This is a genomic window from Ruegeria sp. YTSA219 (assembly GCF_059609985.1).
The window spans coordinates 1-19789 of the sequence record NZ_JBXWMT010000022.1 but is presented as its reverse complement, the minus strand read 5'-3'; the positions used below and the strand labels follow the sequence as shown (position 1 = coordinate 19789).

16 protein-coding genes are annotated in these 19789 nt (G+C 54.9%); 11 read left to right on the top strand and 5 right to left on the bottom strand.

All coding sequences use genetic code 11. The features are described from left to right. Positions 1-212 precede the first annotated feature (212 nt). Positions 213-734 carry a GNAT family N-acetyltransferase gene (locus AC2FFB_RS19440; RefSeq protein WP_496875320.1) on the bottom strand — a complete coding sequence of 174 codons (522 nt, stop codon included), beginning with the start codon at positions 732-734 and terminating at the stop codon, positions 213-215. 348 nt (positions 735-1082) lie between these two features. Here AC2FFB_RS19440 and AC2FFB_RS19435 point away from each other — a divergent pair, with 348 nt between their 5' ends. Then, the gene (locus AC2FFB_RS19435) at positions 1083-1766 is read left to right on the top strand and encodes an IS6 family transposase (protein WP_496690558.1); all 684 of its coding nucleotides are present in this window, start codon (positions 1083-1085) and stop codon (positions 1764-1766) included. Between the two features lie 262 nt (positions 1767-2028). Here AC2FFB_RS19435 and AC2FFB_RS19430 read toward each other — a convergent pair whose 3' ends face one another. Together AC2FFB_RS19430 and AC2FFB_RS19425 are read right to left on the bottom strand one after the other, a co-directional pair. After that, positions 2029-3096, bottom strand: coding sequence for a ParB/RepB/Spo0J family partition protein (locus tag AC2FFB_RS19430; protein ID WP_496875319.1), 1068 nt, complete (start codon positions 3094-3096; stop codon positions 2029-2031). Then, on the bottom strand, positions 3089-4474 hold the full coding sequence (locus AC2FFB_RS19425; RefSeq protein ID WP_496691397.1) for an AAA family ATPase: 1386 nt from the start codon (positions 4472-4474) through the stop codon (positions 3089-3091). Before AC2FFB_RS19425 ends, AC2FFB_RS19430 begins: the two co-directional genes overlap by 8 nt. 580 nt (positions 4475-5054) lie before the next feature. Here AC2FFB_RS19425 and AC2FFB_RS19420 point away from each other — a divergent pair. Beyond that, on the top strand, positions 5055-6314 hold the full coding sequence (locus AC2FFB_RS19420) for a replication initiation protein (protein ID WP_281995019.1): 1260 nt from the start codon (positions 5055-5057) through the stop codon (positions 6312-6314). A gap of 38 nt (positions 6315-6352) precedes the next feature. Here the strand turns inward: AC2FFB_RS19420 and AC2FFB_RS19415 are convergent, their stop codons facing one another. Both AC2FFB_RS19415 and AC2FFB_RS19410 read right to left on the bottom strand, forming a co-directional pair. Next, positions 6353-8659 (bottom strand): Tex family protein, encoded by a 2307-nt coding sequence (locus AC2FFB_RS19415; protein ID WP_496690556.1) that lies wholly within the window; start codon positions 8657-8659, stop codon positions 6353-6355. Positions 8660-8723: 64 nt separating this feature from the next. Next, positions 8724-9746, bottom strand: a complete 1023-nt coding sequence (locus tag AC2FFB_RS19410; RefSeq protein ID WP_496710114.1) for an Ldh family oxidoreductase — start codon at positions 9744-9746, stop codon at positions 8724-8726. A gap of 370 nt (positions 9747-10116) precedes the next feature. Here AC2FFB_RS19410 and AC2FFB_RS19405 point away from each other — a divergent pair, with 370 nt between their 5' ends. The 9 genes from AC2FFB_RS19405 to AC2FFB_RS19365 all read left to right on the top strand — a co-directional run bounded on the left by AC2FFB_RS19405 (position 10117) and on the right by AC2FFB_RS19365 (position 19617). Beyond that, complete coding sequence (locus tag AC2FFB_RS19405; protein WP_496714442.1) at positions 10117-10749, top strand: helix-turn-helix transcriptional regulator; 633 nt, start codon at positions 10117-10119, stop codon at positions 10747-10749. A 210-nt stretch (positions 10750-10959) separates the two neighbouring features. Further along, complete coding sequence (locus tag AC2FFB_RS19400) at positions 10960-11586, top strand: hypothetical protein (RefSeq protein WP_142640307.1); 627 nt, start codon at positions 10960-10962, stop codon at positions 11584-11586. Positions 11587-11659: 73 nt separating this feature from the next. Then, positions 11660-12259, top strand: coding sequence for a hypothetical protein (locus AC2FFB_RS19395; protein ID WP_271952480.1), 600 nt, complete (start codon positions 11660-11662; stop codon positions 12257-12259). A 23-nt stretch (positions 12260-12282) separates the two neighbouring features. After that, a complete protein-coding gene (locus tag AC2FFB_RS19390; RefSeq protein ID WP_281973906.1) occupies positions 12283-12876 on the top strand; it encodes a hypothetical protein in 594 nt (197 codons plus the stop codon). Between the two features lie 36 nt (positions 12877-12912). Next, on the top strand, positions 12913-14220 hold the full coding sequence (locus AC2FFB_RS19385; RefSeq protein WP_496690555.1) for a hypothetical protein: 1308 nt from the start codon (positions 12913-12915) through the stop codon (positions 14218-14220). A gap of 41 nt (positions 14221-14261) precedes the next feature. After that, positions 14262-14942 carry a hypothetical protein gene (locus tag AC2FFB_RS19380; protein ID WP_496875318.1) on the top strand — a complete coding sequence of 227 codons (681 nt, stop codon included), beginning with the start codon at positions 14262-14264 and terminating at the stop codon, positions 14940-14942. Positions 14943-14947: 5 nt separating this feature from the next. After that, positions 14948-18244, top strand: coding sequence for a hypothetical protein (locus tag AC2FFB_RS19375; RefSeq protein WP_496875317.1), 3297 nt, complete (start codon positions 14948-14950; stop codon positions 18242-18244). After that, entirely contained in the window at positions 18241-18879 is a 639-nt protein-coding gene (locus tag AC2FFB_RS19370) for a tail fiber protein (RefSeq protein WP_496714437.1), read from the top strand. Before AC2FFB_RS19375 ends, AC2FFB_RS19370 begins: the two co-directional genes overlap by 4 nt. A 21-nt stretch (positions 18880-18900) precedes the next feature. Beyond that, positions 18901-19617 (top strand): glycoside hydrolase family 25 protein, encoded by a 717-nt coding sequence (locus tag AC2FFB_RS19365; RefSeq protein ID WP_496714435.1) that lies wholly within the window; start codon positions 18901-18903, stop codon positions 19615-19617. The last annotated feature ends 172 nt before the right edge of the window (positions 19618-19789 follow it).

Below are 19789 nucleotides of genomic sequence, written 5' to 3'. Positions count from 1 at the left end.
TGTCCAAGTCGAATGCTGGATGCCCAGCATGGGACACAAAGACGACGGAGTGAAATTGGCGTTGCGAGCACGCGCAGCGTGAAAATCGTATTCACGCTATGGGCTCTCAGCAGACATTCGAGAGTTCACAATGAGGAGCGCCGATGTCTGCTATACGGGACAAACCAGACATTAAACAATCAATGCCCAATGTCTGGTTCTCGGTATTTGCGTCACTCGCGCCCTGAGGTGTCCCACCAATGCGCTTGCATGAACTGAGGGATCGCCATCGTCGTGCCGTTCAAGCACTCGACCGTTCCGGCTGTCAGCTCAAGGGCCATCCTTGCTTCATGCGCCGTCAACAGATCAGGATAAGGCGTCTGTTTGTCAGTTGGGGCAAAACCATACCGGGGGTAGAAGTCGGGGACGCCCAGCACGAACACAGCATCCGTTCCAATGGACTTCAGGTGTTCGATACTGGTTTCCATCAGCTCCTTGCCAACTCCATGGCCTTGATACACCGGCGACACGCCGCAAGGTGCGAGCAGGTAGCATTTTGTGTCCGGATGGTCCTGGAAGACGAACGGCGTAAACAGCACGTTGCCTGCAATCTGCCCGTCCCGTTTGACACTAATCGAGATCGTGTCCGGGTGGCTGAGGAAGTCCTTGGCGAGTTGAGCGGTTACTTCGCCCTCTGTTTCTCCAAACGCCAGTCTGTGAACTTCCAGGATGGCATCGATTTCTGCGTGTTTCATGGTTCTTTCCTATCTATGGTTTTTTTCGCGCACCCATCTCCCCCGCAACACGGGAGGCTCTGTTTCAGGTTCGCGAAGCAAATTTGCGTTGTCTGGTCTATTGAAAGCCCGGCTCTACACTTGTTCGTTCGGATGCCCCCACATGAGAGGCGCAGCATATGGGCCAGTCACACTGGATGTGGATTCCCCGATGCCGTCCAATGCCCTCGGAGTAAGTTCACGCGCGCACCAGCACTCAAGCGGCGCCTGCGTTCTTACAGGCGGCAATGGTTCCGTCGCAAACTTTGTCCTTACCTGTCAGGTCGAGTGCATTTCTGGTAGCGCGCTAGAACTTGACAGGAGCAGGCCGTGACGATCTCATTTAAGGGCGCACATTTTCCGAAAGACGTCATCTTGCACGCGGTCTTCTTCTACTTGCGCTACGTTGTTTCATACCGGAATTTGGGAGAAATCATGGCGGAACGTGGCGTTGATCTGGATCACGCAACGCCGAACCGCTGGGTTATTCGATACGCAGGCCTCATTGCTGAAGCAGCGCGGTACAGAAAGCGTCCCACAGACCGTTCGTGGCGCATGGATGAAACCTATGTGAAAGTGAAAGGCGAATGGGTTTATCTTTACCGAGCGATCGACAAACACGGCAAGACACTGGATTTCATGTTGTCTGAGCGCCGGAATAAAGCCGCTGCGACGAAGTTCTTCGCCCCCGCGCTTGAGGTGAACGGATTGCCACGCAAGATCGTCATCGACAAAAGTGGTGCCAATACAGCTGGCAGCAAAGCGATCAACAAGATGCTCAAGAGCTTTGGTTGTCCGATCCCAATCGATATGGTCAGGCGGAAATACCTCAACAACATCATTGAACAGGATCACCGATTTATCAAACGAAGGATCAGACCCATGCTGGGATTCAAATCCTTCGCTTCAACCGCATCTGTCCTGCCAGGCATAGAACTGGTCAACATGATCCGCAAAGGTCAATTCACGCCCGGACTCCGTCCGTTTCAGCAGTTCATCCAACTGGCGGGATAAACTGCTCGCCAAATCCACTGATGCTTTGCCATCTAAAAAGTTTGCGACAGAACCTCCGGTAGTTGACTGCCTATGGTCGTTGCAAAAGTTTGCGACACATCCCTAGCGAGCACCTCCAAAGGATCTTGAATTCACAATGATCATTTATTCCACATTTTGATCATTACCTTGACAGTAGTAGAACTCGCCTCTGCGAACCAATCCAGTCAGCTCTTTGATTTGTTTGGCGACGAGATCGATCTATCCCGGTCTCGTCAAAGGGCTAGCCCAGATGGTTGCCAATCTGGTCGATCAGTTTTTGAGCCTCATCAACTGAAATTTCCCGCCCGCGTATCCTGAGGCGGAGTTCCCCAGATGTCACCTCGGCCTGAATTGTGCCGCCTGTGGGAAGGACAATCGGTGTCAATCGTTGCACCTGCTGCGGGCGCCCGCCTCGCGATTTAGCTTTTTCCGCGTCCGGCACGCCCTTGATCGCAGCTTCAAGCAGACCCCATTCGGATTTGGAATCCAACGGGCCGGCGCCAGCCAATGCCTGACGCAATCTGGTTTGTGCCCCGTCCCGCAATGCCGAAGCAAGCTTGAGTCCGGCCTTTTCTGACAACGACACGGGATGCTGCAGCAAATCCCCCAACGCTTCATGCACCATAGCAAAGCTACGGACCTTGGACCGTTTGGCTTTGGACGCTGCGGCAAAAAGCACATCGACAGCGGCCTCGGTTGAAGCAAAAACCCCCTGCCCTGCCGCCAGAACCGCGACGCGCCCGCGTTCATAAGGGCTGAGGTTCGAGCGCAGCTCATTCTCTTCCACCATCGAGACGTAAGCGCCCTGCCCTGTTCCAGCCTCACGGACAAATGCAGGAATCTCGATGAACCGAGCATCACTTTGGGACAGCCGCTTGAAGGCCTCCAGACGCCGATAGCCCGAGATCAGGCCAAAACTGTCACCGACCCGGCTCACCTCGATTGGCGTTCTCAAGCCGTGAACGCGCAGCGATTCCAACAGTTCCGCCATGGCTTCTTCGTCTTCAACCATCCGGTCACGGCGGATGAAATCCGGATCAATCTGATCCAGCGATATTTTTTCCGCAATCAAACCGGCGGTTTGTGCATCGCGCCATCGAGCTGCATCACCTTGGTCCTGGGCCAAAGCGACTCTGTCTGTCACGGACGCCATGCCACCCAAGGTAGCGGCCTCCGCCGCAACCTGAGCTATTGGAGGTGCGGACGAGCTTGCTTCAAACGGGCTGATCGACGGTTTCGCCGCGAAACCCGCTTCAAGCTGTTCGAGCTCTGTTGTGTCCGGTGCGGTCAGTCTTCTGCGTTTAGCCATCTGCCTCTCCTCCCATCTGAGCGTCGCGCCACCAGCAACCGATCAGAACCTCTTTGAATTCTGCGTAAGTCCGGTCAAACGTTTCCCGACCCCGAACATACGTATCCCGGTTAAAATCACGGTAGTCGGCTTCGTAGATCCCATTCACCTGCTCACCAGCCTGCCCGACCAAAGCAGTATAGTCCTGCCGGTAGGCATTCATGAAATCCCCGAAATAGGCCTGAATTACGTTCGCCATGTCTGTTTGCTGACTGGCATCAAACCGGGTGATGATTGCGCGTACAACATCCCATTCGAACTTGAGCTCAGGCAAGCCAGCTGCGCGTTGTGCCGTGTTTTCACCATCCTCGATACTGGCAAAGGTCGTATAGAGCATGTCAAAGAACCGACCCGTTGAATCAAACTCCAGAAACGAAGCTCCAAGCGGAACCAGAAGGATATCTGCTGCAGCCAGTGCATTGATCGTAAGGTACCCAAGTGCAGGAGGCGTATCGAGAAAGACGATGTCATAATCGTTGAGGATACCTTCATCCTCGAGGAAATTGGTCAGGCCGTCCCACAAAGGCCAACTTCTCAGCCCCATCCTCCACACTGGGATCTGGAACTCGGCCCAGTAAAGGTTCAACTGCGCACCTATCAGATCAATATTTGGCCAATGGGTGTTCTGAATTACATCGCCAGGGGTCGTTTTAAGCGCCTCTTGCAAGGTCTCATCCAATGGAATTTCAGGTTGACCTGCCGCATTGCGCACGCGGTTTTCCTCCTGCACCGCCCGAGCATAATCCTTCGCGATCAAGGGGAACACAGTTTGCCATTCATCTGCGACGGACCCGCCAAGGATCGACGTCATGGATCCTTGGCTGTCGAGGTCGATGACCAGAACTTTGTATCCGTCCAAGGCGGCGGACATGGCCAGATGGGCGGCGGTCGAGGTTTTTCCAACACCGCCTTTGAAATTTGCAACGGAAACAACCTTTGCCGGAAGCCCTTCAGGCCGGTAGGGAAGATACTCCTTCGTGCTGACGCCTTCAGCCGCAAAATGCTGGCGCAAGGTCAGGACCTCTTCCAAAGTGAACCATTTTGAACCGGCTTCACCCTCGCCTTGAGGAAGATCAGGATGTGCTTTGAGGACACGGCGGAGATGCGCAGGTGCAACCGGAATTAGGTACTTAGTTATTTCCCAGATTGAAAACCTACGTAGCCGCTTTTCCCCATCAGGGGCATAACCTCGGCGGGCAAGATCCTCACGGCCTTTGGCGCAGAATGCCGCTGCTTTTGCGAATCGAGAGGTGCCTATAGGATCAGGTAACTTCCCGGCCGCTGTTGCGGGATCAAGATTCAGATATGGCGGTAGCGGAGGTTGGTTTGATTTGTTCACTGTCGTTGCCTCAGAGGATGTTCGCCTTAGCGGCGTATATTTAGGAATGTAGCGAACATTATCTTCTAAAGCTATCCTGCTATCGGAAGTTTTCCACAGTTTTTGCGCGCAAGGCTGGGTTTCGCCACGAAACTCTAGAAAAATGATAGAACACGCCAACAAAGAGTTTATTATTTATAGAGTCTTTAAGAGATTTAGATTAAGAATATGATAATTATAACAACAAGTTAGACCACATTAGGGACCCATTTACAGTTCCTGGGGTATCCGATTCCGGGATCAAAGGTGCCCAGATACGGGACCAAAGGAACCATTCGACAGGAACAAGGGCACCGATTCGCAGGGACGTGGATCTTCGACGCTATTAGACACTTACAAAGCCGTTTCCAGTACGTTCGATCCTGTCTGAGTCGTTCTTATGACGGGCTCGCGATGATAGGTGTGGGGATAAGTTTAGGTATATCTGTTTAGGGTACCCGTTTTCGGGATGAGCCTGATCCTGTATTTGGGCACCTAATAGAAGTTGATTGATAGGTACCTTTCATGGCAGAAATACAAAAAAGAGCAGTCAGGCAGAATCATGCCGGAAACACAAATAGACATGGATCACCTATCCGGAGCCTTGCGAAGGGAAACGGTGAAAAAGAACGTCGCCGCGATTCACATCAGCGGTAAGTTGACATTGCTTCAGCGAAAGCTGTCGAATGTCCTGCTTCTCAATGCCTATGATGCGCTGACATCTGCACAGACCCATACCATCGATGCACGAACTCTGGCGATGATGGTTGGCTATAACTCGAACGATTTTGATACCTTGCGTGCAAGCCTGCGCGCCCTGGCCGAGACTGTCGCTGAATGGGACATGTTGGATGAGCAGGGGCGTCAGGAATGGGGTGTTTCCTCTCTGCTGAGTTTTGCCAAGCTCAAGAATGGTGTTTGTGAATATGCCTACTCACCGGCGCTGGCGCAGAAGCTGTATGATCCCAAAATCTATGCGCTGATCAACGTTCAGATTCAGCGCAACTTTAGTTCTGGGCACGGATTGGCACTGTATGAAAACTGCTATCGCTTTGTGCGCATCGGGTCGACAGGTTGGTTGGCCTTGGACGTTTTTCGAAAGCTCATGGGGGTAGATGGCAGCGACTATTATACCAGCTTCAAACATCTCAACGCCAAGATCATCAAACCGGCGGTTGCCGAGGTGAACAAAAGCTCGGACATTCTGATCGAACCCGAGTTCCAAAAGAAAGGCCGGACGGTCACCGATATTCGCTTTCGGATTAAGGGAAACCCGCAAAAGGCGATGTTCGAAATTGATGACAGTGACGGTGCTCGGAATATGCAGGTGTACACGAAGCTACGTGATCAAGGGGTCTCGGATCGTTTGGCCCGACAGTGGATTTCCGAACATGGTGAAGACTACGTCGCGCAGAAACTTGATTACGTAAGGCAAAAGGGCGGAGTGAAATCCACATTGGGCTATCTGTCGGCTGCATTGCGCGATGACTATCAGCCACCTGAACCGGAACAGCCAGCGAAGCCCAGCCCCGAAGCACTGGAAGAAGCGCAGGCGAGGCAGGCCCAAGTGGCGGTTGAAGACAAAGCCTATGCCGAACGGGTAGCCGAGCGGGAGGAGCGGGCGCGGAAACTCTCGATCGTAGAAGAGCTGGTTTCGCGGCGAAACCCGACACAGAGGGACGCAGATAAAAGACTGTTTCTTGCCGGTCTAGACAACGACCTGGACCGCGAGCATTTCCGAGCGCATGCGTGGCGCTCGGGGCTGAACGCAACCGCAATCTTCGAATTCTGGCAAGAGCTAGAGCCAGACGCTTTCGACTGATCGCGGTAAGGGCAGGGGGGTGCATACCCTTTAGCAGATTATTGTTTCTTGAACGCAGATTTCAGCGCATCTGCAAGTGCCCCCTGCTGCGCATTATTGCCGTTTTTTGCGCGTTGTGTTTCTTTTTGTTTTGTATGGCTTTGCCGCGATTGGTCGCTGCTTTGAACGCGCTTTTGCCGGGTTTCAATGCCACCATCCTTGCGCATCGTCAGACCGATGCGTTTTCGCGGCGCATCCACCTCGACGACCCGTACCTTAACTACCTGGCCGGTTTTGACGACATCATGGGGATCTTTGACAAACCGATCTGCCAGTTGGCTGATATGCACCAACCCGTCCTGATGAACACCGATATCAACAAAAGCGCCGAATGCCGCGACATTGGTTACTGTGCCCTCCAGGGTCATTCCAGGTTTCAAATCACTGATCTCTTCCACGCCATCAGCGAACGAGGCTGTTTTGAAATCTGGCCGGGGATCACGACCGGGTTTTTCAAGCTCGGAGAATATGTCCTGAACCGTGGGCAGGCCAAAACTGTCGTTAACAAACTGTTCGGCGCGCAGGCCGTTCAGGGCCCCTTCATTCCCCATGATTTGCCGAATGTCCCGCCCACATGCGGCAACAACGCGCCGGGCCACGGAATAAGCTTCGGGGTGGACCGAGGACGCATCAAGGGGCTCGGCCCCATCGCGTATCCGCAGAAAGCCTGCGCATTGTTCGAATGCGCGGGGGCCAAGGCGCGCAACCTTCAGTAGCTCTGCACGAGATTGAAAGGCACCATTCATGTCGCGGTGCAACACGATGGATTCTGCCAGCCCCGGGCCTAACCCGGACACATGCGACAGCAATGGGGCAGAAGCAGTATTCAGATCAACCCCAACGGCGTTCACAACGTCTTCGATGACAGATGCCAGTGATTGCGAAAGCTTAAATTGATCGACATCGTGCTGATATTGCCCGACCCCAATGGATTTTGGTTCGATCTTCACCAGCTCGGCCAGAGGGTCTTGCAAGCGACGGGCGATTGAAACCGCTCCGCGAAGGGAAACGTCCAGATCCGGGAACTCTCGGGCGGCCAGTTCGGATGCGGAATAGACTGACGCTCCGGCTTCCGAGACGACAACTTTGGTGGGGGTTTTGACAGTCTTGGGCAAATCCTTGAGCGTATCACCAACCAGCTTTTCGGTTTCGCGGCTGGCTGTTCCGTTGCCGATTGCAACAAGCTCAATGCCGTGCTGGGCGATCAGGCGCAGGATTGTGGCCTGCGCGCCTCGAAGGTCATTCTTGGGTTGGAATGGATAAATAGTTTCAGTTGCAACCACTTTGCCAGTTGCATCGACAACCGCTGCTTTGACACCTGTTCGTATTCCAGGGTCCAGCCCCAAGGTTGGGCGGGCGCCAGCTGGCGCAGAGAAAAGTAAATCTTTGAGATTGCGAGAGAAAACAGAAATCGCCTCGTCCTGGGCACGGCTGCGGAGGTCGGCCATCAGGTCAACCATCATCGTCAGCGAGAGCTTTACCCTCCAGGTCCAACCGGCCACCTTGCGTAACCAAGTATCGGCAGTTGAATCCGTGCGGGTTAGCAGATGTGATGCGACGATCGCTTCCGCCCGAGCAGCGCCGGTCTCGGGGTCCGGCGCGATGTCCAATGTCACGATGCCCTCTTTTGACGCGCGAAGCATCGCCAAGGCCCGATGAGACGGCGTTTTGGCCCACAGCTCGGAATGGTCGAAATAGTCGCTGAATTTCGCGCCATCCTGTTGTTTGCCATCAATCACCTTTGAGGTCAGCAGCGCCTCGCGCTGCATGAAGCTGCGCAGTTCGCCTAACAGGGTGGCGTTTTCGGTTAGTCGTTCGGTGACAATGTCGCGGGCACCGTTCAGGGCATCCTTGCTGGTCGGAACAGCCTCGGACAGGTAGGATTGGGCAAGGGTATCGGGATCGACAGACCGGTCTGCAAGAATTGCGTCAGCCAGAGGTTCCAACCCGTTCTCGCGTGCGATCATTGCCTTGGTGCGCCGCTTGGGTTTGTAGGGAAGGTAGATGTCTTCCAACTGTGCTTTGGTGCCAGCCAGCGCAATGGATTTTGCAAGATCATCTGTCAGCTTGCCTTGATCCTTGATCGAATTCAGGATGGTTGTGCGCCGGGCGTCCAATTCGCGCAGATAGGTCAGGCGTTCTGACAGGGTGCGCAGTTGGGTATCGTCCAAACCGCCTGTCGCTTCTTTGCGGTAGCGCGCAACAAAGGGCACAGTCGCGCCTTCGTCCAGCAATTTTACTGCGGCCCCTACCTGATCGGGTCGGGCGTTGATCTCGGTGGCGATGGTGCGGGCGATGCGGTCCAATGGGGCCTCCTGACAGTCGTTCGGAGAGACTTCTTAGCCAGCTGCTTTGCTGAGGGGAAGGGGGCTAAATCCGTTGGGCCAACTCTTGCAGATCGTCATAGAGGGTTTTGGCAATCTTTACATATCCGCGTTCCGTGTTACGGGCCCGGGCGGCAAACCGGCGTTGAGATGGCAGGCGCGCGCCCTGATCGGTGATGTCAGCGAACAGGCGTTCTGCCCTTGCATCGTTCGGGTCTATTCGGCCACCACTGAAATGCCCCGGATCGAAGGCCAGAAGGATTTCACCATGATAGGGGGCGCCGCCTGAGTTGCCGGCAAACTCCATGCTTTCCAGGCTGGTCAGGTCGTCGATCAGCGGACCGGCCAAGAGTTCGATCATGATGGACAGGGCCGAACCCTTGTAGCTGCCGAAGGTCAACATCGCACCCTCCATCGCAGCCTGCGGGTCGTTGGTTGGGTTGCCGTCCTTATCGATTGCTACGCCATCGGGTAGGGGCTTGCCTGCGCGGCGATAGAGTTCGATTTCGCCACGGGCAAAGGCGCTTGTTGCGAAGTCAAAGGTGAAGGGATCCTTGCCCTGTCGCGGCCAGCTGAATGCCAGCGGGTTGGTGCCCAACGAACCGCGGGTGCCGCCGGCTGGGGCAACCCAGGAATGGCTTGGTACCATCGCCATCGCCGCAAGGCCGGCAGCAGATAGCCGCTCCACTTCGGGCCAGAGCGCAGAGAAATGAAAACAGCGATTGATGGCCATGGCTGCAATACCATGGGTTCGGGTTTTCTCGATCAGAATTGGAAGTGCCTCATGAAATGCCAGCAGGGACATACCTCCGCGAGCATCGACCCGAACGATGGCGTTATCCGATTGGGTAATGGCTGGCGCGACATTTCCGTCAATCTTGCCTGCCTTCATGGTGTCATTGCACATGAACAGTCGGAACAGGCCGTGCGACTGGCAATCATCAATTTGACAGGTGACCAGCATATCCGCGATGGCCGCTGCATGGTCCGGCCCGTATCCGGATCCGGACAGAATGGTCAGGCTTAGGTTTCGTATCTCATCCAGTGTCAGCTTGACCGCTTCGCTCATCTGCCATGTCTCCCATTGCGTTGGCAGAAGAAGGCATAGCTTGGTCTGGCTGGCAAGGAGACCCCTTTGCAATTTGCCACTCATTTATGGTTAATGCCGTATTGGATTGGTCTAATAATGCAATATGTGAATAAGTTAACAGAAGTTCCCAGACCTTTTGTACTCAATCGAAAGTTGTGGTGGCGGCTCAGCGACTCAAGTTGATTTTTCAGATCAGCAGAGGTCGCACTCTGCGTGGCGCCCTACAAAATTTTCAGAAGTTTTTTGGATGGGGAATTTTATGCATAGTCCTTATGATCGTGACCGAGTGATCTGCTTGGAGTTTACACCGCGCCTTTTGTCCGAATTTCGCAGCATAGTTGAAAGGTCTATGGGATACCGCGTGTCGAACGATGCAGAAAGCACAGGCATTTCTCACCATGAAAAAGCAATCGTTGTACGTCAGTGCCTGAAGCGTTTTGTGCCGGCCAATGCCCCAAAACCTGCCGGGTCGCATAAGCGCCAGCACAGTTTTGCACTGATCAACCTGGGTTTGTCGACGGCGCGTGCCGAAGTATATTCGCAAGGATACAGCGACTATATTGCCTATCCATTTGTCACCAGCGAAATCCAGCACAGATTCAGTGCGGCGCGAGCATTGATGAAACAGAATGTCTCTGCCGAGTACTTTTCAAAAGATACGTTGGTCAATGCTGCTTGTAATTTCCTTTCTACCGAGCCCGAATTTACAGGCGGCATTGACGCCTTGGCGCAAGTGGTCGGGTCAAACCGGAACACCTTGTCCAAGCGGTTCAAGGAAGAGTTCGGCGTTGGCCCCATGGCTTGGTTTCGGCGCTACAGGTTGAACTATGCAGCGGCCCTGGTTCTTGAGGGGCAGCACAGCATTCAGGACATCGCCTTCAAAGTTGGCTACGAGGATGCGAATAACTTTTCGACCGCGTTCAAACGGGAATTCGACGTCTCGCCGTCAGAGTATCGGCGCTATCGCAATTCGATGAACTAAGCATCACCCAAAACACGTCCTGGATGAGCATGCTCCTGCGCGCGCGAGGCTGGCCAAAGTGTGCACCGGTTACCGCGGGCAGGGGTCTAACAGTGCAAAGATCAAAGGAAATGATGATTCCTGCAAAGATCGAATTACAGAGTTCTCAGCTAGCATTGATTCACGATTTTGTCGTTCTCGACAAGAACCGCTAATGGAAGGAATCTGAAATTGGTTACCGAAAATATTCAACTCAGATTGGTCAATCACTCGGATGATGCCAATAATTCATCGATCGTTATTTTCCAGCAAAACGTGGCCGAAGATTTCGGCGAACTCGCTATCGCGTGGAAAGTCATCAAAAACCTGGGGCGTCTGGATTATCACCCCTTCAAATACCCGCTGAAGTTTCAGGTTTCGGCCTCGGACAGCTATGGGAACTATACGCCGCAGATGACGGCCTATGACGGTCAGGCCTACGAAATGGTCAAAGACACCAGCGGGGATATCTTGCGCCTGGCCAAGACCCCGGCAACGTCGCCGAATGAGGTCGAGCTGCGCAACAACCTGACCATGGGATCGATCAACGCGAATATCTATCGCGAAGGCAAACTTCTGGCCGCCAAGACCAACCTTGCACCGGGGCAGAAGGGCGTCTTTCAGTTCCACCCGACCATCTATATCGGCGTGGTGTCGCAGATCGAAGAGGGCCAGGTCATGGACTCGGCGATCATCAGTCAGATCAACACCGAGATCAATCTGTTCGGCATCCAAAGCGCTGATATCGTGATGTCGGGCGGCGGGCCTGGCAAAAACTCTACCCCCTTTGATTTCCAGCTGGCAAACATCAATGCGTAAACGCGCCCTGCGGCGGATTACTAGCCGCAGGATGCACACCGCTTGACGGAGCTATGGAAAGAGGAGGTGTGTCATGACCAAAACTGCCGACACAACAATCGCCCTAAAACGCAAACGGTCTGAGGGCGACGAAGACAGCGATCAGAAGGCTGCCGCTGATACCCCGACGCCGGTAAAGCCCGCGAATCCCAAAAAGCCGGATTCGAAACCCAAGGATGACGCGGACAAGAAAGACAGTTTGAAGCCCATCAAACAGGTTTGGCAATCTGGCGATTTCCATAAGACCGGGCGCAACAAGCCCCCCTATAACGGGCTTCAGATTTCGGTCCAGTACAAGGTGGACGATGCCGGGAAATTTGAGGACGTAACCGTCACCTTCACTGACTACACATATTCTAAGGACGGGGTTTCATCCAAAATTCAGGCTCTTGCGGTCAGTGATGGCTGGGTTGAAGTTCCCAAACCGGCCAAACCCAAGTCCAGCAGTGATACCAAAGCGTCAACGTCCAAGGGCGATAAGGGAAAAACAGATTTCACAGTGGTCGGCCACGTCAAAATCAGTGGCGAGCCGGATGGAAAGTTCTTGAGGTTGCGTCTGAAATCCGGCCTGGAGCCGGGGTTTCAACAGCTTGGTTTTATTATGAGGCTGTCGCCGCCGCCGTCGAGTTCATAACACAGATTCGTCAGGGTGGCGCGATGACAACCCAACTCGTATTTGAGAACCGATCATTAAACCCCAATGTGCGCAGGGTTGGCCTGTTCTGGGACTGTTTGGATCACGACCAGCACATCAGGCCATTAACCTGGCAGGTTGTTCTGCAATGCCCGTATCGCTGGTACCGAAGCTTTCAGATTGATCTGACCCTGTCGGTCAGGTTCGTCACCTGCGAGGGCAATATCTCGCCCGATGTTCTGGTGGATCGCAAAGTTGTCTGTGGCGAGGCAACGATCGAACCCCGGCGCAAAGGCGACGGGATTGACCTGACCATCACGGTTCCAAAAGGGCATCGGTTGCACAAGGTGCAGGTCGTGCGCTGCGGCTTTCCCCTGACCGAAACCCGCCTGCCTTTGCAGGGAGAATGCGTGCTCCGGGCTCCGGACCGGCTGAACTTTGCGGCCGATATGACAACGCGGCAGGGTTTTCGGATCGACCGCCGGGAAATAGGTCCGGGTGTGGCCAGTTTTGATCTGCACCAGGTCCAGGCAATGCGCGTCGCCATGTATGGCGGCACGCCGGGTCCGAATTCCGATCCGATCAATTTTGTTGGTTACGACATTCAATATTCATGACGCCCCAAGCGGGCGAAACTTTGGAGGAGTGAATTGATGGCTTACAGACGTACATCCGGAATCCTGACCAACGGCGGTGCTGATCCCAAGCTTGAAGCGGACTATATCGTTGCCGCCGCCATCGTAGGTCATTCGATCGAACAGATCCGGGCCAATGTCGATGTGCAGTTTTCAATGGAACCTTCTGACGAGATGCCCAGGTCCGACAAATGGTCCCGCGAATGGGATCAGCTTCAGCAAGCCGCCCAGAAAATCGGACAGCTGGCCGCTTTGGAAATCGACATGCAGGGTCATTCTGTTAGGGCAGGGACGGCCGTCGATCATAAAACCGGCGCTGTGATCGTTGGGGTTTATGGCTTGGCCGGGCATGAGCCTCCGACCGAGGGCGATATCCGCCACCCCGAACACCACCTCAGTGACAAGGGGCAGGTGCTATATGATGAGATCAAGCAAAGGGATCGCGACCCCGCTTATCAGTATATCGGGCTGGGGGCCTATACCGGGTTTGTCGATAACGGAAATGTCGAAGGCGACACCGATCCGGTCGGTCCAATGCCAAGCGCGCGGTTCCATATCCCTGATCTGGATGCGGGCGATCATGACGACAATATTTTCGAGGGATGGTACCCTCGGTGGTTGCCGCCCGAGGATTCTGCCCTGTGGAACCCGCGCGTTCGTCGCGATACCCATGACCATGACTGCGTTGGTTGGGGCATCATTGGCGGCGATCTGGCGCAGGATGCTCCGAAGGAAGGGGAACCCGATCACGGGGCGACAAACCGGTCGGACCAGATCACCAATATTATGCGCTTTGATCAGGGTATGAATTTCGTCGATGAAAGCGGGGACGAAGGCGTTAAGGGCTATACCCACGGTATGATCCAGGCGATCTACAAGGCCTATCATCTGGGCCCGCATTGCACGCCTTATGAAATTACGGTTGGTGACTGTACCACCAAGCTGGCCTCGTGTTTTGGCTGTACGATGTTCATGACCGCCAATGGCTATCCGCCCACCTCGACCCATCTGGGGCGCGCCGAAAGCTGGGTGCCACTTTACGAGCCGTACAAGCCGTCGACCTCACCTAAAACCGAGCGGATCGTGATCAACGACCTGAACGCCAGCTTTGCCGCCTATTGCGACAAGGTTCTGCGTACTGGGATGCGCGCGCTGAGCGTCGACAATATCGCGGATGCCTATGACCACTGCCCGGCTGCGCTGGAGCATGTTCTGGGCGGGCATTATTCTGCGGATAACCGGGTTGCGGTCTCTCTGTTTCTGGATGCTCTGACTGTTCATGACCGCGAGCTGAGCCGCGTCCGTCGCGTATTGGGTTTGGACTAAGTCACCAACAGCCCGAATTAACATATCGGAGGAGAAGACACATGGCCTTTCAGGTTTATGCACTCGTACATACCCGCTCTGGTCGGTTTCTGATGTTTCGTCGACCTATCTTGACCTTTTTCCAGCGTGGAAATGGGGGTCAAATTTTCCCCGAAGGTCAGAAACTGCAGGGCGGCGGGCGCTATGCTCTGCCATATGCTCAGGTTGATCCTGAAATCGCTATTGAGCTTTGGGAGGATGATGACTTCATTGCCGAAGCCGGCCAGCAAATTCTGATTGATTGTTGCGGTGCGCTTATCGAGTTCCTTCCCCCAGAAGCGGCAGACAAGGGGCCTGTGTCAATCGAGGGCGAGCATGAGATATTGCTCGCCCCGGCGACCGAAGTCGTGACCCGTTTCGACGAAGATGGCACGCGATCCGCGGTTTATTTCGCAGAAGTGTCCGACGCGGATCTGGACCGCATTCGCGACTATATGGTTGAGGTGTTGGCCGAGGCTCGCGCCGCGATGTTGGCCGTGATTCAGGACAACCTGTATGAATACACCGAGATCGAGGCATTCTTTCCGCACGCGCCTTTTGACAATATCCATACCGGTGTTGATGTCTGGCAACTGGATATCGAGCGTCTGGAAATCAGTGGCCTGAAATCCAGCAAGCTGACTAAGGGTTCACTGCAGGCGATCAGCGAGCTTGAGGTCGTGTTGGCGGTGGAAGACGCTTAACGGGCATGACCAGCCAGGACCCCAAACTCATTTGGATGGATGTGCCGTTCGAGGATCTGCGTAACCAGTTGGTGGCCAATTTCGAAACCCATCCGCATGGTGCCGATCCCCCGGAATTCGTGACCGTCCAGTTCTTTTTCACCAAGACACCGGGCAAGGCCGTGCGCGGCCCTGTTCTGAGGTACAAGGAAAGAACGCCGCTGAATGTGCTGTTCGAAACCGGTGAGCGGTTGACCGGTACCCTGACCTGGCAAAGCGGATTGAGTACGCCGTTGTCTCAGCAGGTCCTTGGGGCTTTGGCTCTGCAAGAACCCGAGACCGGTCGTGTCTGGCGCTTTCAGGGTTTCATGTCTGAATTTGGCAAGCCAAGCCATATTCCATCGCCCGATTCCGGAGCAGGGGGCGGGGCCGATGATGGTGGGAACTCTGGCACCGGGCAAAACGGTTCCGGTGGACATGACGGGCATGACCCAGATCAGCCAAGCCACAATCACGCCGGAGATGGCAGTGATCCCTTCAGCGATGATCCAGATTCCGAAGGGCTGAGCCCGATCACCCAAGGGGCCAACCTGCACTGGGATGAGCTGTTCCCCTTCATCTATATGAAACACTGGCCGTCGATAGCGCCGGGCGCGCTGGATGCGGGTTTCATGGAAGTTCCGCAAAAGATCCTGGCGAACAGCGTGTTCCTGCAAAGCCTTGTTTCAAAATCCGGGGACAGGTCAGGGCAGGAGGCTTTGGCGGTTACTTACGTGGATCCAAGCTCGAACACCGACAATACACCAGGTGGGGATAGTTCGCCCCATCCGGCATCGGATGCGGGGCAATCCGGCAAGGCTCAGCCTGCGGCCGAACCGGGCAAACCCAAAGGGTTCATCTCCTCGATTGAATCGCTTGGCCCGCCATTCAGTTCATATCCTGAATTGTGGCCGGCTCTGCGAGAGCTGCCGGATTTTTCGCTGGCCCAGATCACAGATCTGATCAAGGCCCGTCTGGGCGGATGGGCCGCATTCAAGGTTCTGGCAAATGCACCGGATGCGCAAAAGGAACTGGCCCGCATCTGGGAAAGCATCGTTGCGCTGAACCTTTTGGCTGGCTGGCAAAAAAACGAACTTGCAGTTCTGATTCAGGTGTTGACTACCCATCACGTTCTGACCCGTGCGCTGGCTGCAACCGAAGGAGGGCAGGCCAGCTTGATGACCGATCCGGTCACCGGACAACAGATCAAAGCTTGGATGCATGCGACGCTGGTTTTGCCTGGCTCCATATTCGAGCCGAAAAAACCTGCGCCGGTTGCAGCAAAGGATACAGATCATCAGATCCCTCTGAAATTGACAAAGCCCGGCTGGGTGCGCGCCTATTCATACGGGCTTGCCCGTTCGATCCGGTATCAGCCGCTTGGGTATGAATTGGGCGACGTGCAGCGTATCGAAAATGTCCTGCGCGGTGAAATGCGCGAGACGCGAAACCGGAGATTGCAGCGCCGCGAAAGCCATGAGGCACATTCCGATGTGACCACCAAAATTGCCCGGCGGGACGAGGATACCTCGGTTTCGGACCTGATCAATCAGGTGCAAAAGACGTTGGCCGACCATGTCTCGACCACGCATGTCAACTCTTACGACACCCAGTACGGAATGCCGACAGATGGCAATAAGATGAGTGTTACTGGGAATTGGTGGGTGCAAGAGCAGCCAGCCGGAGGCTTCGCGAAAAACGACCTGAAATTTGCCCGCGACATCGTCGAGAAAACGGTGCGAAACCTGTCACGCGAAATGCGCCATACGCGCGAGTTATCCGAAGTTGAAGAAACCGAATACTCGGATGTGACGCGCTTTGACAATCGGCGGAACGGCACGGATATCCGCGGCATCTATCGTTGGGTGAACAGAAGCTTTCGCTTGCGCACGAAAAGTCTGGGCGAGGTTTTGATTTTTGAGATCATGGTCCCCAGCCCGGGTGAGAATCTTGTCCGGCATATTCGCCGGTCCTGGCAGCTTGATCTGCGCCCACCGAAATCTCCAGGCGAGTTTGGGATAAGCGGATTTCAGGATTTGACCGATGAGACTGGCAAGACAGACGATGGCAAGATATTTTATCTCGATGCGTTTCAGGAATTTGGCGTGGAAGAGACCCGTATGGCCCCGCCATTCAAGCTTGTGGTCAGCCAAACGGTGCAAAGCCATACGCCAGTGGCCGATGGCGCCGTCCTGATCCCCAGAGGCTTTGAGCCCATCAAAGCAACAGCAACGGTGATGAGTGTCGGAACTCCCGCAGAAACCCATGTCATCGTGGGCTCGGTCGCCCTGCAACCGCAGCAAGCGGGGGACAAATCCGCCCCGCCCGGTTCAAACGGCCATGCGGACAAGTCACCGCAGCCACTGCGCCTGCCTGTCAGCCAAGCCTCGGGCGCGCAGGTGCTGAGCGCCCAGCTGGATAAAGGGTTCGGAACCGGAACCTCTCCGGCAGATGAAGGCCATCCGCTTGGGTTCACCATTCTGTGCAGCCTCAAGCAAACCGCAGCCACACAATCGTCCGAGCCCAACTCTCCGCCGGATATGCCGGTTCCCGATCCTGCACCAATGCATTTGCAAACCGAATTGACCGGTTTCTTTGCGGCAACTCTTGAAGTGACGTGCCAACGGTCGGCGCAGACTTATTCCGACTGGCAATTCGAAACCTATAGGCTGATCAAGGAAGCGTATGCGCGGCAGCTAGAGGGTTACCGTCGCAAACTGGAACAACAGGTGGCTGCGATTGAGGCTCAGAACCCTGCGTTCCTGAACAAGGCGATGACGACGGAAATCCTGTCCGCGGCCCAGGAGCAAATCTTGACCCTCAGCGGGTCCGAGAAGGATGCCGTGGCCCCGGATTATGCCAAGCCGCGTATCAGGCACTATTTGCAACAAACGGTCGGGTGGTCCGACATCGCCACATTCATGGATATCGAGGACGAAGTCAGCGATCTGACAGGCGACCCCGCGGATCTTGCCCTGCGCGAGACCGTACCCGACCTGCGGTTCCGGGATTTTCTGCGCGCTGACCGTGTGCGCATTCTGGCGCCGGTCGACAGAAAGCACGCGCGCAGTTTCCTGTATTTCCTGCGCACCGGCCGGATCTGGCCGGATGCAGATCATCTTGCCCCTTGCCTGCCCGAAGACGCCGAAATTGTGGCCCGGATTAAATCGGAACATACACAAGACGATGAAGGCAATGCGCAATCCTGGACGGTTCAGGTGCCCACGCATATGTGCATGCTGAGTGCGGATAGTGATCTGCCAGGTCAGACGGATTCAGAATGAGACCGCCAGGCTTTCCGACCCCGCCCCGACCAAACGCCCCCGGCGGACCGCTTGAACCACAACAAGGCTGGGGTCCGTCTCCGGGCCGGGTATTGGGAATGCCGGTTGGCGCGGTGATCGCTTTTTCCGGGGAGCTTCTGGGACAATCCAAAAAGCTGGCGGGCGGGACCACTGATCTGCAACAGTATGGCTGGAAGGTTTGCGACGGCTCACCTCTGTTGATTTCCGCTTATCCGGAATTGTTTGCCGCCATCGGATATCTGTTTGGTAAAGGCAAGGACGGAGAGTTTCGACTGCCTGATTACCAGGGCTATTTTCTGCGCGGGGTCGACCCCGGCGGGAAAGTCGATAAGGATCAGGACCAGAGGTACCGAACCGACAAAAAGAACCAGAAATATGACGGGGTAGGGTCGCTGCAACTGTCTGCGCTCCAGCAACACCAACATGTGCTGGAACAAAGCGACAGCACGGTTTCAAACGGAGTGTTAGGCCCGGAACCGGTTATCGCCCCCACACCCCAATCCAATTCGGGCAACGTCGTTAAAGGGTCGGCCCTGACCAGCGAGACCGAGACCCGCGCAATCAACATCTCGGTCTATTGGCTGATCAAATGTCGGTTGGATGCGGTGTTATGACAGATAGAAAAGGCCGATCTGATGGCATGTAGGCTGGGCAAAATTGTAAGGTCGTTTCGCAAACCATCGGGTCAGATTCCCAAAGCGGCGCCAGATAAGGCGCAGGCAAAAGGGATAGATGTCAGTGATCATCAGCGGGATATCAACTGGCCGCAAGTCGCAGCCTCGGGTGTTTCTTTTGCGCTGATAAAGGCGACCGAAAGCGTCAGCATCAAGGATGCGTATTTTCAGCCAAATGTACTGGGCGCGAATGAGGTGGGTATCCTGTGCGGCGCCTATCACCTGCTTCACATCAGCCACCCGGCCAAGCCACAGGTCACAAATTTTATCGATGCAGTGCAGGCTGTTCTTTCGAAAGGCCCGGTTGGAAAATCCGGCCTTCTGCACCTGCCATTTACACTCGATCTTGAAGGCGTCCCGACGGCACAGGGGGCCGCCTATCGAAGCCTCGCGCTGGAATGGCTTACCAGCGTTCAGAGGGCTTTCGGAACGGTGCCGATGGTATATGCCAATCTGAACACCTGGGAGACTGAGCTGACTTCGGGTTTCGGGAACTACCCGGTCTGGCTGGCAGAATACGCAGCCAGACCCGCACCGGATGCTCCGCAATGGGAGTTTTGGCAGCACTCTACGAACGAGCGAGTGTCCGGTATTGCCCCAGAGGTTGATTTGGACGTGTATTGCGGATCGGTTCAGCAACTGAAGGCGCAGTACGGGGTGCAAAGCCGAAACTTATAATTGTCACAGTTCGATTCACCAAAATGATCAGTTGCTAACTTGGGCAAACCCAAAAAACGGTAGTGCAACTCCGCAAAGAATTTGAGTGATCCCGTTGAGCAGCCTCATCTGACTGGTTCAATTTGATTGTTAGTGCATCATTGGCCTGTGATCCATTGAGATGATGGTTTCG